Source organism: Cellulomonas sp. P2_B4 (assembly GCF_056404795.1).
This window is the reverse complement of sequence record NZ_JBFUDI010000006.1, coordinates 170,761-185,625: the sequence shown is the minus strand read 5'-3', so window position 1 is coordinate 185,625 and position 14,865 is coordinate 170,761. Positions and strand designations below refer to the sequence as shown.

Sequence of the window (14,865 nt, the reverse complement as noted above, 5' to 3'; positions counted from 1 at the left end):
GAGACAGCGCCCGGGGTGGGCAGCGACGACGCGTCGCGCGGCATGACGCGCTCGCGCCGACCGTGAAGGTCGGGTACGCGTGGGGAATCACGCTTCGCGGCCTGCCCGATCGTCGGGACGAACCGACTCGGGACCGGGCTGCCGCGCGCAGAGCGGACAATTCGGCGGACAATTCCACCGAGGGAAATCGGACACGACCGGGGGCATTCTGCGGAGATTTCTCGGTGGCGTCCGGCGCTGCCCAGGGGGTGAGCCGCGGTTGCGGCTCGCCCCCTGGGCGAAACGTCTGTCAGACGGCCGGGACGTAGACCAGGAACACGGCCGCGGTGCCGACCTTGAAACCGTCGCCAGGCAGCGTGGCCGGGAGCACGTAGCCGGTGTTCGGGGTGAACACCAGGCGGTAGCGCACGACCGGGCCGGTCAGCGGCGTGCCGCCGTGGGTGGTGAAGCCGGTGCCGTCGGCGAGCGTGGTGACCGAGGAGACCTTCCACGTGCCGTTGTGGAAGTCTCCGTACTGCGGCGTGGCCTTGGCGCCCACACCGAGCACGTCGGGAGCGGCGAAGTCGCACGCGAAGCCGAAGTCGATGTGCCACTGCCCGGCGTTCGCCGCGACGAAGCCCGGGTTGGTCGTGTACGAGACCCAGAACTGGCCCGCCATGGCTCGGGTCACGTTGACCGGGCCGGTGATCGCGACGTTCTGGTCGTACCCGGTCACGCCGTACAGGTAGGTCTTGACGTGCGGCGTGTACGGGACGGTGACGTTGGCCAGCGGGACCTGGCACACGTTGGTGGTGTCGAACTGCGGCAGGGTGACCGGGCACGACTGCACGGCGGCGTACGCCTTGCTGGTCGCACCGTTCGCGAACTGGTACCCGTCAGCGGCCGTCGCCGAGATGCCGACCTTGCCGTTGAGGTCCTTGTGGTCCACGAAGGCACCCCACGTGACACCGGTCACCGAAGGCAGGGCCAGGGTGGCCGGGTCGATGCAGCTACCGACGAGCGGGTTGGCCGGGACCGGGACGGTGACGATGTCCGCGGCGCCGGCCGCAGAGGACAGGCCGACGAGCGCCGCGCCCGCGAGGGCGATGGCGGCGATGCCGCCGACGATGGTCTTTCTCACATTGACTCCAAATGAGTGATCTTTTGATTTCGGCTCAGTGTGCGGCCACCTCCGTGAGCCCATGCAGGACTTAGGTAATGCGTCGTCGGAAGAACCGGACAACGCGGCAGGAAATGCAAGGACAAATCGCGCATCACATGACGCAGGTCACAGCAACGGGCCGCTGCGCGAAAGGCACAAAAGGGCGTTCCGCTCGGCTCGCGACCATGCTCGCGCCCGCCCGGCCGGTCGCGGCGTTCGGGTGACTCGACTGCGCCGAACGGGCGACAGCGTCCCGGCTACTGCAGCACGGGCCCGAGCGCGGCGATCAGGGCGTGGCTGTCCGAGTCCTGGCTGAGCTCCCACGCCATCGCGCCACGCAGGTGCAGCGCCTTGATGAGCTTCGTCCGCTCACCGACGGACCTGGGGCTGGAGTAGACGATCACCGTCGGGACCGTCGCCGGGCCGGTGGTGAGGTTCGGGTGGGCCGCTGCGGGGTTGACGAGGTACGGCTCCCCTGCCAGCGGGTTCCAGTACGCGGTGTAGCCGGCGCCGCCCGTGACTCCGGCGGCATCCACATAGCCGCCCTCGTCGACGAGCGCGTGGTAGCTCGGCTGCGGCGTGACGTCGACCGTCAGCGAGTTCGAGTCCGTGCCGGTGTTGTCGAACGCCGTGTAGAGGCCATGGTTCGCGGTCCCGGTGCGCAGGTACTGCTGGGCGTAGAACGGCACCCCGACGACGATCTTGCTGGCCGGCACCCCGTTGAGCAGGTACCAGGCGACGGTGCCGCTCGTGTTCCAGGTGAGGTCCTTGGCGTTGGGGTCGCGCGGGTCCGGGGTGAACAAGGTGTTCGGCGACGCCTTCGGCCCGCTCGGCACGTTGAAGTCGTACGTCATCACGTTGTCCCAGTCGAGGTACTTCGTGATCTCCCTCAGCTCGTAGTACTTCGTCGAGCTCTTCGCCGCCGGCAGCGCCGCCGTGAGCAGGTAGTGCTTGCCGGTCGTGGCGCCGTACGCGTCGAGCTGCTTGCGGAACTCGGCCGCCAGCAGCGTGGCGTTGTGGCGGTCGGCCGGGCCGACGTTCACATTCCCGCCGGCCACCTGCGTCGGGTACTCCCAGTCGATGTCGATGCCGTCGAACAGGCCGGCCGCCGCGCCGGCGCCACCGGCGCCCTCGGGCCAGCCGCCGCCGGGGAGGTTGCCCTTGATGAAGGTGTCGATGCAGGACGCCACGAACGTCTGCCGCAGCTCAGGGGTGGAGGCGAGCGTGGAGAACCACGTCGACTTCGTCCAGCCGCCGAGCGAGATCTCGACCTTGAGGTTCGGGTTGGCGGCCTTGAGCTTCTGCAGCTGGTTGAAGTTGCCGAACAGGTGCTGGTCCGGGTTGCTCGGGTCGTCCGCGGAACCGTCGACCGTGTTGTCGCCCGTCCAGTAGACCTGCTGGTAGTCGGCCCACGGGTCGAGGACGTTGCAGCTTGCCGCGCCCGTCGCGGGGTCGTACCCCGGCACGCCGAACGCGTACTGGATGACGTTGAGCTGGGTGGCCGGGATGTCCTTGACGAAGTACCCGCGGCCGTAGACGTCCCAGTCGGCGAAGTAGGCCGTGACGACCTTGCTCGGCGCGTCGGGCGAGGGGGCCTTCGCGGCGGCGGGGGTCGCGACGAGTGCGGCGCTCACGCCGACGGCCACGGCAATGGAGACGGACAACCGACGGGACCGGCGCATGAGGCTCTCCTCGACACTGGGGGAAGTCAGAGTTTGTAAGCACTCCTACCTAATGGCAGTACCCCCACCCTATGACCCGACGTCCGATCCGCGTCAAGAGTCCGTTTCGTCCTCAGCCCCCTGTCAACGAGAAGTGCTGGTAGTCGATGGGGCCCGACCACGCGCCGCCCCAGGACCAGCCGATCGCCTCGAACGCCTGCACCACGGCGTCCCCTGGCTGGACCACCCCGGGACCGCCGACCGACCGGTCCGCGTACGCGCGACCGTCGCGGGGATACACCGACCCGCCCAGCACGTAGGGGTTCTCGATCGGGTTCAGGTCGATCGCCCGGCCGTACGCGTGCTGCGACCACTCGGTGCCGCCCGTGATCGCGCGGCAGTTGAACGCGGAGGTGTTGTCCGCTGCCATCGACGCGTCGTCGTCGGCGCCGAAGTCGTCGACCAGCCTCATGGACCGGATCGGGTACCCCTCCTCGAACAGGGTGCGGAACACGGCCACCACGCCGTCCGCCACGTCGGCGTGCACGACGAGCTCACCCTGGGCGATCTCGTCCGTCGCGAAGCCGTGGTGGGTGACCGTCACGTACCGCAGGTCGGCCAGGTCGACGGGACACCCCGGGCGCCACGACGACGACATCCGGGCGGCGAGCTCGGGCGTGATCGGGCTGATGGAGGACGCGAACGCCGGGGCCTCCGGCGTCGGCGGGGCCGGGCTGGGCGCAGTGGCCTTGGAGGGCTTGATGTCCGGCGGCACGCTCATGACCGCGGGTGCGCTCGGCCGCTGCCCACCGTCCCCCGGACCGCACCCGACCAGCAGCCCGGCGGCCAGTACCACCGTCGCTGCACCGCGCCCGAGCCCGCTCACCGGGACACTTTCTCGCGACCGGACCTACAGCGTCAGACCTCGCGCGATGGGGACGCCCGGCCGGTAGGCGAGGTGCCGGTAGCTCGGGGCGTCGAGCACGGCCAGGTCGGCGCGGGCACCCATGGCGAGGTGCCCGACGTCGTCCCGGCGCAGGGCGTGCGCGCCCCCGAGGGTCGCCGCTCGCAGGGCCTCCTCGATCGTCATCCGCATCTCGCGGACGGCGAGCGCGATCATCAGCGGCATCGACGTCGAGAAGCACGTCCCGGGGTTGCAGTCGCTGGCCAGCGCGACCTCGACGCCCGCGTCGAGCAGCCGACGCGCGTCGGGGTACGGGGACCGGGTCGAGAACTCGACGCCCGGCAGCAGGGTCGCGACCGTGTCGCCGTCGGCCAGGTCCGCGACGTCGGCTGCCGACAGGAACGTGCAGTGGTCGACGCTCGCCGCCTTGAGCTCCACGGCGAGCCTGACGCCCGGGCCGTGACCCAGCTGGTTGCCGTGCACGCGCAGCCCGAGGCCGGCCGCCGCCGCGGCGAGCAGCACCGCGCGGGCCTCGTGGCCGTCGAAGGCGACGGGGCTCGCGGGCTCGCAGAAGACGTCGGCCCACCGGGCGTGCGGCGCGCAAGCGGCGAGCATCGGTCCCGTGACCAGCGCGACGTAGTCGGCCCGGTCGATCCCGGGCGGGACGATGTGCGCGCCGAGGTACGTGGTCTCGTCGGTGACCTCGCGGGCCAGCCGGAGCAGGCGCTCCTCGGTCGCGACGTCGAGGCCGTAGCCGCTCTTGATCTCGATCGTCGTCGTGCCCTGGGCGCCGGCCTCGTCGACGAGCCTTCGGAGGCGCCCGCGCAGCTCGTCGTCGGACGCCGCCCGGGTCGCCGCGACCGTCGTCGCGATCCCGCCGCCGGTGTACGGGATCCCCGCCATGCGGGCCTCGAACTCCGCGGCCCGGTCGCCCGCGAAGACGAGGTGCGTGTGGGAGTCGACGAAACCGGGGACCACGGCCGCGCCCTGCACATCGGTGCGACGGTCGGCGGCTGGGGCGTCGGCGGCCCGTCCCACCCAGGCGACGCGACCGTCGTGCGCGACGAGCGCGGCCTCCAGCAGCGGACCGTCGAACCGCGGGTCGTGGGTGACCAGCTCGCCGATGCCCGTGACCAGGTGCGACGTCATCGGGTCTCCTCCCACGCGGCACGGATCGCCGTGCCCAGCATCGCGCCGACGTCGCCCAGTACGTGCCGCCCTGCCTCGACACGCACGACGCCGCCCACCACGACCGTGTCGACGTCGGCGCTGCCGGCGACGAGGACGAGCTGTGCCGGGTCGGCGCCGGCGGTCCGCGGGGTATCGGTGCGGACGGCGACGAGGTCGGCGACAGAACCCGCTGCGAGCCGCCCGCCCGTCGGGTCGCCCAGGCTCGTGTGGCCACCGGTCGTCAGGACCCTCATGAGGTCGGCCGGGGTGAGCACGCCCCGCGTCTCGGCGGCGAGGCGCTCGTGGAGCTCGACCGACCGGGCCTCGGCGAGCAGGTCCGTGCGGACGTGCTGGTCGCTCCCGACCGAGAGCCGTGCGCCGGCGGCGTGCAGCGCGGCCCCCGGGGCGATCCCGTCGCCGAGGTCCTGCTCGGTCGACGGGCACAGGCACACCCCGGTGCGCGTCGAGCCGAGCGTGGCGACGTCCTGCGCGGTCAGGTGGACTGCGTGGACCGCGGTCGTGGCCGGACCGAGGGCGCCGGCGTCGGCCAGGACGCGGGTCGGGGTCGCGCCGAACGTGCCCAGGGCCTGCTCGTTCTCCAGGCGCTGCTCGGAGAGGTGGACGTGCAGCGGGCGGCCCGTCGCGTGCGCGGCGATCGTCGGGAGATCGTCGAGCGGGACGGCGCGGACGGAGTGGATCGCGGCGCCGACCGTGAGGGTGTCGTCGGGCCGGATCGCCGCCACGCGGGCGGCCCACGCGTCGGCGTCGTGGTCCCCGTACCGCAGCTGGGCGCCCTCGAGCGGTGCGTCGATCCCGCCGGTCAGGTAGGCGGTGTCGAGCAGGGTGATCCGCAGTCCCGCCTCGCGCGCGGCCGTGCGCAGCGCCTCGGCCATGACGTTCGGGTCGTCGTAGGGCACGCCACCGGGGCCGTGGTGCAGGTAGTGGAACTCCCCCACCGCCGTGACCCCGGCGAGCACCATCTCGGCGTACGTCGCGCGCGCGAGGTCGAGGTAGGCGTCCGGTGTGAGGTTCGCCGCGAGCGCGTACATCTGCTCGCGCCAGGTCCAGAACGTGCCACCGCGGTCATGTGTCCGGCCGCGCAGCGCCCGGTGGAACGCGTGCGAGTGGGTGTTGGCGAACCCGGGCAGGACGACTCCGGGCAGGCGATGGTCGGTCGGGTCCGGGGGGGTGCCGGCGGTGACCGTCGTGAATCGTCCGTCCGCCTCCGTGAGGCGGACGTCGGCGGCCAGGCCGCCCGGGAGCCAGGCCTGCGCAGCCCAGTAGCTCGTCACGCGAGCAACCGTTCCAGCGTCGTCGTCAGCGCGTCGATGCCCGCGAGGCAGTCGGCCTCGTCGGCGTCCTCCGCGGGTGCGTGCGAGATCCCCGACGGGTTGCGCACGAAGAGCATCGCCGTCGGGATCCCGGCCGCGGCGAGGATGCCGGCGTCGTGGCCCGCGCCCGTGCTCAGCCGCGGGGAGCCGCCGAGCGCGTCGACGACGGTGTCCGCGAGATCGGCGTCGAGCACGGTGACCGGGGTCCAGGACTCCTGCGCCGGGGCGTACCGGGACAGGTCGGCGAGGACCGCGGTGACGGCGTCCTCGGACTCCGCCCGGACGTCGAGCCAGGCCGTGACCTGCGACGGGATCGCGTTGACGCCGTTCGGGTCGACGCGCAGCTTGCCGACGGTCGCGAGCGCGCCGTTGTCGAGCGCGGCCGACCGGACGTGCGCGATGAGCGCCGCGAGGTCGAGCATCGGGTCGCGCCGGTCGGCCAGCGGCGTGGTGCCCGCGTGGTTGGCCTCGCCGCGCACCTCGACCCGCCAGCGGCCGTGCGGCCAGATCATCCGGCCGACACCGACGGCGTCGCCGCTGTGCACGAGCCCACGGCCCTGCTCGACGTGCAGCTCGACGAACGACGCGATCCGCCCGAGGGCCTCGTCGTCGCGACCGAGCGTGCCGGGGTCGCGGCCGGCCTTGGTCAGGGCGTCGGCCATCGTGACCCCGTCGGCGTCGCGCAGGCTGCGGGCCTTGTCGGCGTCGAGCACCCCGGTGATCAGGCGGGACCCGGCGCAGGCGACGCCGAACCTGGCGCCCTCCTCGTCGACGAAGTTCGCGATGCCCAGGGGCCGTGAAGGCGAGAAGCCCTGGTCCCGGAGGATGTCGAGCGCTGCGAACGCGCTGACCACGCCGAGCGGCCCGTCGAACGCGCCACCGCCGGGCACCGAGTCGAGATGGCTGCCGGTGACGACGCCGGGCGTCGCGTCCGGGTCGCCCCACCACGCCCACTGGTTGCCGGCGCGGTCGGTCACCAGGTCCAGGCCGCGAATCGCCGCCTCCCCCGCGAACCACTCGCGCAGCACATGGTCCTGCGCCGTCCACGCGAACCGGCGGTAGCCACCGTCGTCGGCCCGGCCGACGGGCGACAGGTCCGACCACATCCGGGCGAAAGTCACGCGTCACGCTCCCGCATCGGCACGCGCAGGCCGTGGGCCGTCGCGACCTCGTCGGCCCGCGGGTACCCGGCGTCGACGTGCCGCAGGACGCCCATGCCGGGGTCGTTGGACAGCACCCGCGCGAGCTTGCGGGCGGCGAGCTCGGTGCCGTCGGCCACCGAGACCTGCCCGGCGTGGATCGAGCGGCCCATGCCGACACCGCCGCCGTGGTGGATGGACACCCAGGTGGCGCCCGACGAGGCGGCGACGAGGGCGTTGAGCAGCGGCCAGTCGGCGATCGCGTCGGACCCGTCGGCCATGCCCTCGGTCTCGCGGTACGGCGACGCCACGGAGCCGGCGTCGAGGTGGTCGCGGCCGATGACGAGCGGGGCGGTCACCGAACCGTCCGCGACGAGCTCGTTGAACCGCAGCCCCGCCCTGTCGCGCTCGCCGTGCCCCAGCCAGCAGATGCGTGCCGGCAGCCCCTGGAACGCGACGCGCTCCTGGGCCGCGCGGATCCAGCGGTGCAGGTGGTCGTCGTCGGGAAAGAGGTCGAGCACGGCCTGGTCGGTGGTGGCGATGTCCCGCGGGTCGCCCGAGAGCGCCGCCCACCGGAACGGGCCCTTGCCCTCGGCGAACAGCGGCCGGATGTAGGCCGGCACGAAGCCGGGGAAGTCGAAGGCGCGGTCGTAGCCGCCCTGGCGGGCCTCGTCGCGGATCGAGTTGCCGTAGTCGAAGACCTCGGCTCCGGCGTCCTGGAAGCCGACCATCGCCTCGACGTGCCGGGCCATCGACTCGCGCGCGCGGTCGGTGAACTCCTCGGGCTTGGCCGCGGCGTAGTCGGCCCAGTCGGCCACCTCGATCCCGACCGGCAGGTAGGACAGCGGGTCGTGGGCGGACGTCTGGTCGGTCACGACGTCGACGTCGACGCCGCGGCGCAGCAGCTCGGGCAGCACCTCGGCGGAGTTCCCGACGACACCCACGGAGAGCGCCCGCTTCGCCTTCTTGGCGGCCGTGACCTGCGCGATCGCCTCGTCCAGGCTCGTCGCGACGACATCGAGGTAGCGCTCGCGGACCCGCCGGTGCAGGCGCTCGCCGTCGACGTCGACGATGAGACAGACGCCGCCGTTCAGCGTCACCGCGAGCGGCTGCGCGCCGCCCATCCCGCCGCAGCCGCCGGTCACGGTCAGCGTGCCGGCGAGCGTCCCGCCGAACTTGCTCGCCGCGACCGCCGCCAGGGTCTCGTACGTGCCCTGGAGGATGCCCTGCGTGCCGATGTAGATCCACGAGCCGGCCGTCATCTGCCCGTACATCGTCAGCCCGAGCTGTTCGAGCCGGCGGAACTCGGGCCAGTTCGCCCAGTCGCCGACGAGGTTCGAGTTCGCGATGAGCACTCGCGGCGCCCACTCGTGCGTGGTGAGGACGCCGACCGGCTTGCCGGACTGGACCAGCAGCGTCTCGTCGTCGCCGAGCGTGGTGAGCGTGCGGACGATCGCGTCGTACGCCTCCCAGGACCGCGCCGCCTTGCCCGTCCCGCCGTAGACGACGAGGTCGTCGGGGCGCTCGGCCACCTCGGCGTCGAGGTTGTTCATGAGCATGCGCAGCGGGGCCTCGGTCTGCCAGCTGCGGGCGGTGAGCGTGGTGCCGCGAGGTGCGCGGACGGGTCGGGCGCCGGCGGTCATGCGCGAGCTCCTTCCATGGCGGCCTTCTCGACGGCTCCGTCACGGACCGCGGCGGCCGCCGTCTCGAGGTCTGGGGAGAGGTGGGTGTCGGGTCCGGGTCCGGGGATGCCGAGCCCTCGGAGCAGGTCCCTGACCGCGCCGGTGGCCGGTGACGGCGTCAGCGGAGCCCGCAGGTCGATCGCGCGGGCGGCCGTGAGGACCTCGATGCCGATCACGCGGGTCAGGGCGTCGATCGACCGGCGCAGCTTGCGGGCCGCGTGCCAGCCCATCGACACGTGGTCCTCCTGCATGGCCGACGACGGGATCGAGTCGACGCTCGCGGGAACGGCGAGCCGCTTCAGCTCGGAGACGAGGCCGGCCGCGGTGTACTGCGCGATCATCAGACCGGAGTCGACGCCCGGGTCGTGCGCGAGGAACGGCGGCAGGCCGTGGTTGCGGCTGACGTCGAGGAACCGGTCGGTGCGGCGCTCGGACATGCTGGCGACGTCGGCGACGGCGATCGCGAGGAAGTCGAGCACGTACGCGACGGGTGCGCCGTGGAAGTTCCCGTTGGACTCGACGCGGCCGTCGGGCGTGATGACGGGGTTGTCGACGGCGGCGTCGAGCTCGCGCTCGGCGACGGCCCGCGCATGCGCGAGGGTGTCGCGGGCGGCGCCGTGGACCTGCGGAGCGCAGCGCAGCGAGTAGGCGTCCTGCACGCGCGTGCAGTCCGGCGTCTTGTGGCTCGCCATGATCCCGGAGCCGTGCAGCACGGCCCGGATGTTCGCGGCCGAGACCGCCTGGCCGGGGTGCGGCCGCAGCCCCTGGAGGTCGTCCGCGAAGACCGCGTCCGTGCCCAGCAGCGACTCGACGGACATCGCGGCAGCGACGTCGGCGCTGGTCAGGAGCATGTCGAGGTCGTGCAGCGCGAGCACCAGCATGCCGAGCATGCCGTCGGTCCCGTTGATGAGCGCGAGCCCCTCCTTCTCGGTGAGGGTCACCGGCGTCAGCCCGGCCTGCGCGGCCGGCATCGGCGTCCCCGCGGCGTCGCGCACCTCCCCCTCGCCCATGAGTGCGAGCGCGCAGTGCGCGAGCGGGGCCAGGTCGCCCGAGCACCCGAGCGAGCCGTACTCGCGGACCACCGGCGTGACGCAAGCGTCGATCATCGCGGCGTACGCCGTCGCGACCTCGGGCCGCACGCCCGTCCTCCCCGTCGCGAGCGTCGAGAGCCGCAGCAGCATGAGTGCGCGGACCACCTCGCGCTCGACCTCCGGTCCGGTGCTCGCGGCGTGCGAGCGGACCAGGCTGCGCTGGAGGTCGCGTCGCCGCTCCTGCGGGATGGACATGGTGGCCAGCGCGCCGAAGCCCGTCGAGATGCCGTAGTGCGGGTGCGTGTCGGCGGCCAGCCGGTCGACCACCGCGCGGCCGCGCGCGATCGCGTCGAGCGCCTCGTCGGAAAGCCGTACCCCCGCGCCGTGCCGCGCGACCGCGACCACCTGGTCGATGGTGACCGGCCCGGTGCCGACGACGACGATGTCGAGGGCAGTGTCAGTGCTCATGGGTTCATGACACCGCGCGCCGGTGCCCTGCCACAGATCCGGCGAGCGGATAGTGTCTGGTACCCCAGACACTTCGAGGCGATCATGAGCAGCGTCCCCGCAGCCGATGCCACCCTCCGGCTGCTGCAGCACCTGTCGCGCACCGGCCCGCTGCCCGCAGCCTCGCTCGCCGCGGCGCTCGAGCTCCCCCGTTCGACGACCTATCACCTGCTCACGGTCCTCACCGATCACGGGTTCGTCGTCCACCTGCCCGAGGAGCGCCGCTACGGGCTCGGTCTCGCCGCTTTCGAGCTCGGCTCCGCCTACTCGCGCCAGGCGCCGTTGGCCCGCGCAGCCCGACCCGTCCTCGCGCGGCTCGTCGACCAGGTCGGCGAGAGCGCCCACCTCGCCGTGCTGCACGGCCGGGACGTCCTCTACGTGGTCGAGGAGCGCGCCGCCGGCCGCCCGATCCTGGTCACCGACGTCGGCGTGCGCCTGCCCGCCCACCTCACCGCGAGCGGTCGCGCGATCCTGGCCGATCTCCCGCCCGCGCAGGTCCGCGCACTCTTCCCGAGCCGCGACGCGTTCGTCGACCGCACCGGCGTCGGCCCGCGCCGGCTCTCCGAGCTTCGGACGGTTCTCACCGAGGTCCGGCGAATCGGCTGGGCCTCCGAGGACGGCGACGTGACCCCCGGCTTCGCGTCGGTCGCCGTCGCCGTTCGCGACCACACCGGCCACCCGCTCGCCGGCCTCGCCGTGACGTCCGCCCAGGGCCAGGACCCCGCCGCCTTCGTCCGCGCGATCCGCGGCGCCGCTGTGGAGCTGGCGCGACGCGTCTAGATAGTCTCCGCAGTGTCCGGTCCGCACCTTGGAGGGTTCTCGTGTCGTACGTCGTCGACTTCACCGATGTGTCCACCGTCGGGCTGGAGTCCTCCCCGGTCGCTCCCGCGCTCGCCGGCCTGCGCGCCAACGAGGCGCGCTACTTCAAGAACAAGTACGACCACGTGTTCACGGTCTCTCCTGCCAGCGACGCCTCCGAGGTGGTCGACTGGGTGCACGGGATCCTCAAGGACGAGCGCGACCTCGTGATCGCGTCCCGCCCGCTCGAGGCGACGTCGTTCGAGGTCGAGGGCATCAAGATCGCCTACGTGTTCTACGAGTCGGGCCTGTCGATCAACGTCATGTACACGCTCGCCGACGACGGGAAGCGCGCGGTCGGCTTCAAGCTGTCCGACGGCATGGACGTCCCGGAGGAGCTCGCGGCGACCTTCAAGTTCGCCCGTCAGAAGTCCAAGCTCGCCGGCACGATCCGCGGCTCGTACTTCGTGATCAAGCACGAGCACTAGGCGGTCAGAGGCAGCAGGTCGATAGCGACTCGGCCACTTAGGCTCCTCGCATGGCCACCGTCATCCTCGTCCGGCACGGCCGGAGCACGGCGAACGTCGCGGGGATCTTGACCGGGCGGGCGTCGGGCGTCGATCTCGATGCGGTCGGCCGCAACCAGGCTGCGCGCACGGCCGAACGACTCGCCGCGGTGCCGCTGGTCGCCGTGGTCTCGAGCCCGCTGGCGCGATGCCGGCAGACCGCGCGGATCATCGCGAAGCCTCACGACCTGCCGACCGAGCTCGAGCACGGCATCGTCGAGTGCGACTACGGCGGGTGGCAGGGGCGACCGCTCCAGGAGCTCGCGAAGGAGCCGTTGTGGTCCGTCGTGCAGACGAAGCCGTCGGAGGCGGTGTTCCCCGGCGGTGAGTCGATGGCGGGGATGCAGGAACGGTCGGTGGCGGCGATCCGGCGGCACGATGCGGCACTCGAACAGGAGCACGGCGCCGGCGCGGTGTGGGTGGCCGTGAGCCACGGCGACGTCATCAAGTCCGTCCTCGCGGACGCGCTGGGCATGCACCTCGACCTCTTCCAGCGCATCACCGTCAACCCGGGATCGGTCTCGATCATCCGGTACGGGACCACGCGCACGGAGGTCGTGGCGACGAACACCGACTCGGGCGACCTCTCCTGGTTGCGCGCCGCGGCCCCGGTCGGCGACGCGCAGGTCGGTGGCGGAGCGGGCCCGCAGACCACCTCGTAAAATGGACGACGTGCCCCTTGTCCACCAGTTCGACTGGCCCGACCGAGTCGTCGTCGGCACCGTCGGAAGCCCGGGTTCTCGATCCTTCTACCTCCAGGTGCGCGACGGCGCCCGCAGCACGAGCGTCGGGCTGGAGAAGGAGCAGTCGGCCGTGCTCGCCGAGAAGATCGACGAGATCCTGGACGCGCTCATGACCGACGAGGGGAATCGGTTCAGCGTCCCCGCTGACACGCCCGCCGAGCTCGTCGACAACGATCCGCTCGACCAGCCCGTCGAGGAGCAGTTCCGTGCGGGGCTCATGCGCCTGGGCTGGGATCCCTCCACTGCGCAGGTGGTCGTCGAGGCGTTCCCGCTCGACGAGACCGGCGAGTCCGACGACGACGAGGCCGAGCCGGAACCCAGCGAGATGCTCCTGGTCCGCATGCCGGTGGGGACCGCGCGGGCGTTCGTCCAGCGCACCCGGCAGGTCGTCCGGTCGGGCCGGCCGCTGTGCCCGCTCTGCGGCCAGCCGATGGACGACGACAGCCACGTGTGCGGCGCGACGCAGCTGTGATCGGCGACGAGGTCGACCTCGCCGCCGGTGAGCTCGAGCTCGTCGGGCGCATCACGGTCGCCTCGAACGCCACGTTCCTCGCGACGATCGGCGGCATCCAGGTCGTCTACAAGCCCGTCGCCGGCGAGAAGCCGCTGTGGGACTTCCCGGACGGGACGCTGGCGAATCGCGAGGTGGCCGCCCACCTGGTCTCGGAGGCGTTCGGGTGGCAGATCGTGCCCCTCACCTTCCTGCGCGACGGTCCGCTCGGGCCGGGCATGGTCCAGCGCTGGCAGGAGCCCGACCCCGCGCAGGACCCCGTCGACGTCGTCGCGAAGAGAGCGGTTCCGGCACAGGGGTGGCGCGCGGTCTTCCAGGGCATCGACGACGAGGACCGGCCGCTGATCCTCATCCACGAGGACTCCCCCGCGCTGCGTCGCATGGCCGTGTTCGACGTGGTCGTCAACAACGCCGACCGCAAGGGCGGCCACATCCTGCCGACGCTCGAGGGTCATCGGTTCGGCGTCGACCACGGCGTCAGCTTCCATGTCGAGCCGAAGCTGCGGACGGTCCTGTGGGGCTGGCGGGGCGAGTCGCTGCAGCCCGACGAAGCGGCCGGTGTCGAACGCGTGCGCGCGGCCCTGGACGGCGATCTCGGTCAACGCCTGTCCGAGCTCCTCACCGACGAAGAGCTGTGGGCCCTGGGCGCCCGCTGCGACCGGCTGCTCCTGGAGAACAGGTTCCCCGGCCCCGAGGGCGACATGCCCGCGTTCCCGTGGCCGTTCTTCTGAGCGTCCCGTCGCAGGTCAGGGCACGTTCGCCCCGCCGTTGACGTTGATGACCTCCCCCACCACGAAGCTGGACTCCGGCGAGGCGAGGAACACGTAGGCCGGAGCCTGCTCGACCGGCTGGCTGGTCCGGCCCAGCCAGCACGAGTCCCCGAAGCCCTCGAGCTTCTCCGGCGGTTGCCCGTCAGACACCTGCAGCGGCGTCCACACCGGCCCGGGTGCGACGGCGTTCACGCGGACGCCCCGCGGCGCGAGGTCGGCGGCGAGCGCCTTGGTGAACCCGATGATCCCGAACTTCGTCGACGCGTAGTTGATGATCATCGGCGAGGGGTTGTACCCCTGGATCGACGTGCTGTTGATGATGGTCGAGCCGGGCCCGAGGTGCGGCAGAGCGTCCCGGGTGATCCAGAACATCGCGTACAGGTTCGTCTGGATCGTGCGGTCCAGGTCCGCCTCGTCCAGCTCGTCGAACGACTGGTGGTACACCTGGTGAGCCGCGTTGTTGACCAGGATGTCCAGCCCGCCCAGGCCCGCGACCGCGTCGGCCACCAGCGTGCGGCAGAACTCGCGGTCCCGGATGTCGCCGGGAAGCAGGATCGCCTGGCGGCCAGCCGCGCGCACGTGACCGGCGATGGCCTCGGCGTCGACCTGCTCCTCTGGGAGGTAACTGAGGGCCACGTCGGCCCCCTCGCGTGCGAACGCGATGGCCACGGCTGCGCCGATGCCCGAGTCACCGCCGGTGATGAGTGCCTTGCGGCCGGGAAGGCGGCCCGTGCCGCGGTAGCTGGTCTCGCCATGGTCGGCCTTCGGGTCCAGCTCGGCGTCGAGGCCGGGAACCGGCTGCCACGAGGCGTGCGGCCGGATGTGCGAGTGGCGCTCGACGGGGTTGTCGAACGTGAGCTGGTCAGGGGACATCGTCATCTCCTTCGCCGCAGCCGGCACGGCGCCGAGTG

14 protein-coding genes are annotated in these 14,865 nt (G+C 72.3%); 5 read left to right on the top strand and 9 right to left on the bottom strand.

The window, feature by feature from the left end:
• Positions 1–289 precede the first annotated feature (289 nt).
• The 8 genes from AC1DZC_RS12295 to hutH form a co-directional block, all read right to left on the bottom strand.
• Entirely contained in the window at positions 290–1,120 is an 831-nt protein-coding gene (locus AC1DZC_RS12295; protein ID WP_477038741.1) for a hypothetical protein, read from the bottom strand.
• 278 nt (positions 1,121–1,398) lie between these two features.
• On the bottom strand, positions 1,399–2,823 hold the full coding sequence (locus AC1DZC_RS12290) for a glycoside hydrolase family 18 protein (RefSeq protein ID WP_477043463.1): 1,425 nt from the start codon (positions 2,821–2,823) through the stop codon (positions 1,399–1,401).
• 112 nt (positions 2,824–2,935) lie between these two features.
• The gene (locus AC1DZC_RS12285) at positions 2,936–3,688 is read right to left on the bottom strand and encodes a M15 family metallopeptidase (protein ID WP_477043462.1); all 753 of its coding nucleotides are present in this window, start codon (positions 3,686–3,688) and stop codon (positions 2,936–2,938) included.
• A 24-nt stretch (positions 3,689–3,712) separates the two neighbouring features.
• Positions 3,713–4,855 (bottom strand): imidazolonepropionase, encoded by a 1,143-nt coding sequence (hutI, locus tag AC1DZC_RS12280; protein WP_477043461.1) that lies wholly within the window; start codon positions 4,853–4,855, stop codon positions 3,713–3,715.
• Entirely contained in the window at positions 4,852–6,168 is a 1,317-nt protein-coding gene (locus AC1DZC_RS12275; RefSeq protein WP_477043460.1) for a formimidoylglutamate deiminase, read from the bottom strand. Before AC1DZC_RS12275 ends, hutI begins: the two co-directional genes overlap by 4 nt.
• Positions 6,165–7,313 (bottom strand): allantoate amidohydrolase, encoded by a 1,149-nt coding sequence (locus tag AC1DZC_RS12270; protein ID WP_477043603.1) that lies wholly within the window; start codon positions 7,311–7,313, stop codon positions 6,165–6,167. The genes AC1DZC_RS12275 and AC1DZC_RS12270 overlap by 4 nt, the downstream gene beginning before the upstream one ends.
• A gap of 11 nt (positions 7,314–7,324) precedes the next feature.
• Positions 7,325–8,989, bottom strand: a complete 1,665-nt coding sequence (gene hutU, locus AC1DZC_RS12265; protein WP_477043459.1) for a urocanate hydratase — start codon at positions 8,987–8,989, stop codon at positions 7,325–7,327.
• Positions 8,986–10,527: a histidine ammonia-lyase gene (gene hutH, locus AC1DZC_RS12260; RefSeq protein ID WP_477043458.1), complete on the bottom strand. Its 1,542-nt coding sequence runs from the start codon at positions 10,525–10,527 to the stop codon at positions 8,986–8,988. The genes hutU and hutH overlap by 4 nt, the downstream gene beginning before the upstream one ends.
• An 84-nt stretch (positions 10,528–10,611) precedes the next feature.
• Here hutH and AC1DZC_RS12255 point away from each other — a divergent pair, with 84 nt between their 5' ends.
• Genes AC1DZC_RS12255 through AC1DZC_RS12235 form a run of 5 tightly spaced genes read left to right on the top strand, consistent with a single transcriptional unit; the run spans position 10,612 to position 13,915 of the window.
• Positions 10,612–11,346, top strand: coding sequence for an IclR family transcriptional regulator (locus tag AC1DZC_RS12255; RefSeq protein ID WP_477043457.1), 735 nt, complete (start codon positions 10,612–10,614; stop codon positions 11,344–11,346).
• 41 nt (positions 11,347–11,387) lie between these two features.
• Positions 11,388–11,852 carry a phage tail protein gene (locus AC1DZC_RS12250; RefSeq protein WP_477043456.1) on the top strand — a complete coding sequence of 155 codons (465 nt, stop codon included), beginning with the start codon at positions 11,388–11,390 and terminating at the stop codon, positions 11,850–11,852.
• A 50-nt stretch (positions 11,853–11,902) separates the two neighbouring features.
• Positions 11,903–12,592 (top strand): histidine phosphatase family protein, encoded by a 690-nt coding sequence (locus AC1DZC_RS12245; protein WP_477043455.1) that lies wholly within the window; start codon positions 11,903–11,905, stop codon positions 12,590–12,592.
• 10 nt (positions 12,593–12,602) lie between these two features.
• Positions 12,603–13,145, top strand: coding sequence for a DUF3090 domain-containing protein (locus AC1DZC_RS12240; RefSeq protein WP_477043454.1), 543 nt, complete (start codon positions 12,603–12,605; stop codon positions 13,143–13,145).
• Complete coding sequence (locus AC1DZC_RS12235; RefSeq protein ID WP_477043453.1) at positions 13,124–13,915, top strand: SCO1664 family protein; 792 nt, start codon at positions 13,124–13,126, stop codon at positions 13,913–13,915. The genes AC1DZC_RS12240 and AC1DZC_RS12235 overlap by 22 nt, the downstream gene beginning before the upstream one ends.
• A 15-nt stretch (positions 13,916–13,930) precedes the next feature.
• On the opposite strand, the gene AC1DZC_RS12230 is transcribed toward AC1DZC_RS12235, so the two are convergent.
• The gene (locus tag AC1DZC_RS12230) at positions 13,931–14,827 is read right to left on the bottom strand and encodes an SDR family oxidoreductase (protein WP_477043452.1); all 897 of its coding nucleotides are present in this window, start codon (positions 14,825–14,827) and stop codon (positions 13,931–13,933) included.
• Positions 14,828–14,865 lie beyond the last annotated feature (38 nt).